The following is a 5,504-nucleotide window of genomic DNA, read 5'->3' as shown; positions in this document are numbered from 1 at the left end:
TGTTTGCCTGTAAAGGAACTTCGGATAAATCAGCTATTAAAACCGAAGTTGTAGATCGTGGCCCGGTAGTGGCTTCGTTTAAGTGTCAGGGAAGTGTGCGCGCGGCCAATGTGGTGTCGGTGCTAAATCCTTTGAGAAACTCGGTGGTTGCTTTACACAAGATGCCCGGCCAGCGGGTTGAAAAAGGGGAGCTTATTATGCAGCTCAGCAAAGCACAATTACTGGAAGAAATTGCCGATCTGAATAACCAGATACAACAAAAAGAAAATGCCCTTGAGAAAAACCGCTTAAATGTAAAAAGTGTTCAGCTTGACCTGAACCAGGGGGAAGAGGCAAAAAAGGCACGTGTTCTGAATATGCAACATTCGCTCGAGCAGCAGGAAAAACTGTTGGAAGCCGGCGGCACATCTCAGGCCCGGGTTGACCAAATAAAACAAAACCTTTTGCTGGCTGAGCAGGATTTAAACAACCAGGCCGAAAAGAATTCGCTACGTTTGCAGCAGCTGGAAATGGATGAGCGCAACCTGGCCTTACAAATCGAATCGTTTAAAAAAAGTCTGAATACACAACGTGCCATTTTACAAAAAACGGATGTAAAAGCACCTGTTTCGGGTGTTTTGCTGGAAATAGCAGGTAGTGTTGGCGACTATGTTTCGCTCGATCAGGCATTGGTAAAAATTGCCGATGAAAGCACCTCTAAAATTGTTGGAACTGCCGGAAGAAATAAACTCGATCGTATTCAGCCCGGGGGAGAAGTGGAAGTGACCGTGAATGATGAGACGTTTATGGGAACCATTGGCCAGGTATACGACGATGAAAATTCGGAGTCGGTATCGTTTGATGTTTTTGTTGCCGAAAATGATCAGCAAAAACTTAAAGGAGCTGAAAATGTTGAACTTCTGGTAAAAGCCAATGATAAGGATAATGTGCTACGAATACGAAAATTACCGGGAATGACATTGTCGCAACATTTTGATGTTTTGCTTCAAAAACAAGATGAGGTTATTCGCACCGAAATTGTTTTGGGAATCATTGGTAAAGATTACTGCGAAATTATTTCAGGCGTTAACGAAGGCGATGTTATTCGGGTTGAAGATCCTTCTGCTACATCTGCGCTTTAAATTATGCTACATTATTACACCTATAAATTGTTGGACTTAAATTACATTCTGGAAGTTAATGGCAGAAATGAATATTAATCTTTGTTTTTTGTAACCACACATAATTGTTATGTTGCCCTAATCTTGTTTCAGAGGCTCGTCTGTGTAGGGCTGGTAGTTATATCATCTGACCGAAAGACATGGTAAAGACAGACCGTGGAAATTAAAATATTAATTTAACAGAAGTATTAATTGCAAATTTTAGTTAGCAAGAATTGTAATGGATTAACATTGATTTGCTACGTTAATAATTTATATTTTTACGTTTTTAAGTTGTTCGATAAAACCAAAATTTAATGAGAAGGAGAAACTCTCTTGCCGCTAAACTAAGTCCTGCTTTGCTTGCTTCGTTTGTTTTTATTGTTCTTGTAGCCTGTTCCTTTGCCTTTTATAAATTTAAAATGGGGCAATGGGAAAAAGACGTGCGGAGCGAGATACTAGCCCAAATGACTGGTAAAAAATCCAATCTGGAGAAAGCACTTTATTCGCGCATCTACTACACGCGGGGAGTGGCTGGTTATGTTGCTCTAAATCCTGAAATTACTGATTTAGAATTCTCGGAATTAGCTAAAGAATACATAAAGGGCGATACCGTTATTGGAACAATGGCGTTGGCTAAAGATTGTATTATAAGTTCAATTTATCCTTTTAACGGACATGAAGAAGCGGTAGGGTTAAACTTGCTGGATCATCCTGAACGGAGAGAAATGGTTGAAAAAACCATTGAAACCCAACTGACATTTATTGCAGGTCCGGTTGAATTGGTTGAAGGAGGTATTGCTTTTATTAGTTACACTCCAATTTTTGATAAAACCAAAGGCCTTGAAAATGACTTCTGGGGGCTCACAGATATCGTAATAGATCAAGACAGGCTTTTTAATGAAGCGGGGCTCCACAATGAGAGCTCCCCTTATAAATATGCACTTCGTGGTTACGACGGATCTGGTAACAACGGCGCCGCTTTTTGGGGAGATGATGAAATTTTCGACAAAGATCCTGTACTTGTTAATATTGATCTTCCAATTGGGCATTGGGCCTTGGCAGCAGTTCCGGTTAAGGGATGGAATGCTTATTTTAATCAGGATAAAACGTTGCTTAATTCGCTTGTTGTTAGTGCGCTGGTGATTAGTGTGTTAATGTGGCTTTTTGCACGGTCTGTGATTAAATTAAGAATAAACGAACGGCAGTTAAAGGCTGTCTTTAATTCGCTTGATAGTATTATTATTGAGTTTGACCGTGAAGGTAACTATGTGGATATTAATTCAATTAATCCGGATATGCTTGTTTTACCCGAAAATGAATTGCGTGGTAAAAATGTGGATGAAATATTTGATAAGGAAAAAGCCCGTTTTTTTAAGAAGGCAATTAACAAATGCATTACTAACAGGGAGCTTGTGGTAGTTGAATATCCGGTTATTATTCGTAATGAAGAACGGTGGTTTTCGGCGCGTATCAGTAACAAAGATACCAATACTGTTATTTTTAATTCGTATGAAGTTACTGAAAATAAAAAACGGGAACAGCGCTTGATCAAATCGGAGGCGGAACTGAAAAATGCAGTTGAAATGCAGAACAAGTTTCTATCGGTTTTGGCTCATGATTTACGTGGTCCATTGGGGAGTCAAAATAATATTCTGGATTTACTATATGAGCAGTATTACGAGATGGGTGAAGAAACACGTAAAAACTTTTTAGATTCTTTGCGGGAATCGTCACACAACTTATTTGCGCTACTCGAAAACCTTTTGAAATGGTCCATGTCGAAATCTGGAAAAATAGATGTACAGCCGGTTGAATTTGATTTGCTGGAGGTTTGTAACAATTTGTCGCGCTATTATAATAAACAGGCTAAAACAAAAGGAGTACATCTTTTAAATGAACTTCATACAACCATAAAAGTTTTTGCCGATGTAAACTTGTTCGAAACAATTTTACGTAACCTGATTTCGAACGCCATTAAATTTACACCTGAAAATGGAAAGGTGATCATTTCGGTTGATTCGAAGAATGCAGCTGGAGAGGTTTCTTACATAGTGAAAATTACCGATAATGGAGTTGGAATTGACGAAGAAAGAATGGCCAATTTGTTCGGGGTAGATAAAACAAAATCTACAAACGGAACGGCCAGTGAAACAGGTAGTGGTTTTGGTTTGATATTATGTCAGGAGTTGGCACAAAAAATGGGTACAACAATTAAGGTGGATAGTACAAAAGGTAAAGGGAGTACCTTCTCTATTTCAGTAACTGGTGTTTAAAAAACGTCAAACCGATAATTGACCGTATTAATTTGCAAAGCTGAGTAGGGATGTTTAGACCATAAGCTGATTGAGAATTTTAACGGGAATATCAACGTTCGACTCTTTTGAGATATTTGGTTACGGGGAGAAAGATATACTACCTTAATAAATATCGGCAAGCTGAATGAATAGCAACTTGCCGATATTGTATTTTGTAGAAAGGGGAATTAAAGGTTTATTTTATCAACCCCCGGTCTTTATACTTTTGGATAAAAGCCTGATCCAGCTCATCAGAATCTTTGTATTGCACACGTAAATCCTTTAACTGTTTTTTCAATGTCGCAACAACATCGGCATATGCAGGATTGTCGAATACATTATTCAATTCCAGCGGATCATTTTTGCGGTCGTATAATTCCCACTCGTCAACATCGTAGTAAAAGTGCGCCAGTTTAAAATCGGTTGTTACAATTCCGTAGTGGCGTTTCACCATATGGAAACCCGGGTACTCATAATAATGGTAATAAACCGCATCGCGGGTCCAGGAAGCGGTGTCGCCAGCCAGCAGCGGTATCAGGCTTTCGCCCTGCATATCCGACGGTGCTTCAATACCGGCAGCTTCCAGAAAGGTTTGTGCAAAATCGAGGTTCTGCACCATTTCATCCGATACCGATCCCGGAGCAATTTTCCCCGGCCACTTTACCAAAAGCGGTGTTTTAAACGATTCATTGTATATAAAACGTTTATCGAACCAGCCGTGTTCTCCCAGATAAAATCCCTGATCAGATGTATAAACAACAATTGTATTTTTGTCCAGTCCTTTCTCTTTCAAATGATCGAGCAACCGACCAACATTTTCATCTACCGATGCAATACAGCCCAGGTAATCCTGCATATAACGCTGGTATTTCCAACGCATAAATGCCGAGTCGTTCATGGTAGGGTACATTTCTGCAAACTTCTCGTTTATTGGTCCGTAGACAGCATCCCAGTTTGCCTTTTGTTCATCGGTAAAACGGGCATATTTGCTTTTGAAAACATTAAATCCCCATTCCGACATTTCCGTAACGCCCAGCTCTTTTGCCAACTCTGGATAAATTTTGTTATCGGCCGAAACCGTCATGTGTTTTAACAGATTCATTTCAGCTTCTTTAGCTGCTGTTCCTCTGCCTTTGTAATCATCGAACAAAGTCTCCGGTTCGGGGAAAGTTTTTTGGGTAAACTCTTTATAATGTCGTTCGGCCGGGAACCACTCGCGATGAGGTGCCTTGTGCAAATACATCAGCAAAAAGGGCTTATCGTCTTGCCGGCGGTTATCCATCCAGTCGATTGTTAGATCGGTGATTACATCGGTTACATAGCCCTGAATGGTTGTATCGCCGGTGTTGGTAATAAAATCGGGATTGTAGTAATCGCCTTGCCCGGGAAGGATCTTAAACTCATCAAAACCCTTCGGATTGTTTCCGAAATGCAGCTTGCCAAACATAGCGGTTTGATAGCCGGCATTCTGTAATAGTTGCGGGAAAGTTACATTGGTTGTGTCGAAAGGAAAATTATTGTCGATCTTTCCGTGTATGTGCGTATGTTTTCCGGTAAGAATGGTTGCCCGCGACGGAGCACAAATCGAGTTCGAAACACAGGCATTGGTAAACAACATTCCTTCGTCGGCAATCCTATCGATATTTGGCGTTTGTATCAATTTGTCGTCGTAGGCACTAATGGCCTGGTACGCATGATCGTCGCTCATGATAAAAATAATATTCGGACGCTGCGATTCACTTTCCTTTTGCGAGCAAGCCCCTAAAAGGACTGCGGATACAAAAAGAATTATGACATAAAAACTTCTCATTTTAGTTGGTTTAGGTTTTTATTTCAATGTAAATTTTGTTGCCAGCGAGGCGTTTGAATCACCTCCGACATAAATTTCAAATTCTCCGGGTTCGGCATAAAACGACAGGTCGGCATGATAAAATGCCAGATCTTCGTTGGTAATGGTAAATTCCACCGTTTTGGTTTCGTCTTTTGAAATAAAAACTTTTTCAAATCCTTTCAGCAAACGTAGCGGAGGAGTAGTACTGGCTACCATATCGCGGATATACAGCTGAAC

Annotated in this window: 4 protein-coding genes; 2 read left to right on the top strand and 2 right to left on the bottom strand. The window is 40.2% G+C overall.

The window, feature by feature from the left end; all coding sequences use genetic code 11:
- Both ABZB17_RS19885 and ABZB17_RS19880 read left to right on the top strand, forming a co-directional pair.
- A partial coding sequence (locus tag ABZB17_RS19885; protein ID WP_372652896.1) for an efflux RND transporter periplasmic adaptor subunit occupies positions 1-1,121 on the top strand: 1,121 nt, incomplete at its 5' end.
- Positions 1,122-1,456: 335 nt separating this feature from the next.
- The gene (locus ABZB17_RS19880) at positions 1,457-3,415 is read left to right on the top strand and encodes an ATP-binding protein (RefSeq protein WP_372652894.1); all 1,959 of its coding nucleotides are present in this window, start codon (positions 1,457-1,459) and stop codon (positions 3,413-3,415) included.
- 217 nt (positions 3,416-3,632) lie between these two features.
- Here the strand turns inward: ABZB17_RS19880 and ABZB17_RS19875 are convergent, their stop codons facing one another.
- Together ABZB17_RS19875 and ABZB17_RS19870 are read right to left on the bottom strand one after the other, a co-directional pair.
- Positions 3,633-5,246, bottom strand: a complete 1,614-nt coding sequence (locus ABZB17_RS19875; RefSeq protein ID WP_372652891.1) for a sulfatase — start codon at positions 5,244-5,246, stop codon at positions 3,633-3,635.
- Between the two features lie 18 nt (positions 5,247-5,264).
- Positions 5,265-5,504 (bottom strand): fibronectin type III-like domain-contianing protein (locus tag ABZB17_RS19870; RefSeq protein ID WP_372652889.1); only part of this gene is annotated, 240 nt, incomplete at its 5' end.

The sequence above is a fragment of the Draconibacterium sp. genome (assembly GCF_041583095.1).
Taxonomy (GTDB): domain Bacteria; phylum Bacteroidota; class Bacteroidia; order Bacteroidales; family Prolixibacteraceae; genus Draconibacterium.
The sequence above is the reverse complement of the archived record's forward strand: the minus strand, read 5'-3'. Positions and strand labels throughout refer to the sequence as shown.

What these genes read in the sequence shown, in the direction of transcription:
- ABZB17_RS19880 (WP_372652894.1), top strand. Translation starts at nt 1,457, where the DNA reads ATGAGAAGGAGAAACTCTCTTGCCGCTAAACTAAGTCCTGCTTTGCTT.
- ABZB17_RS19875 (WP_372652891.1), bottom strand. Translation starts at nt 5,246, where the DNA reads ATGAGAAGTTTTTATGTCATAATTCTTTTTGTATCCGCAGTCCTTTTA.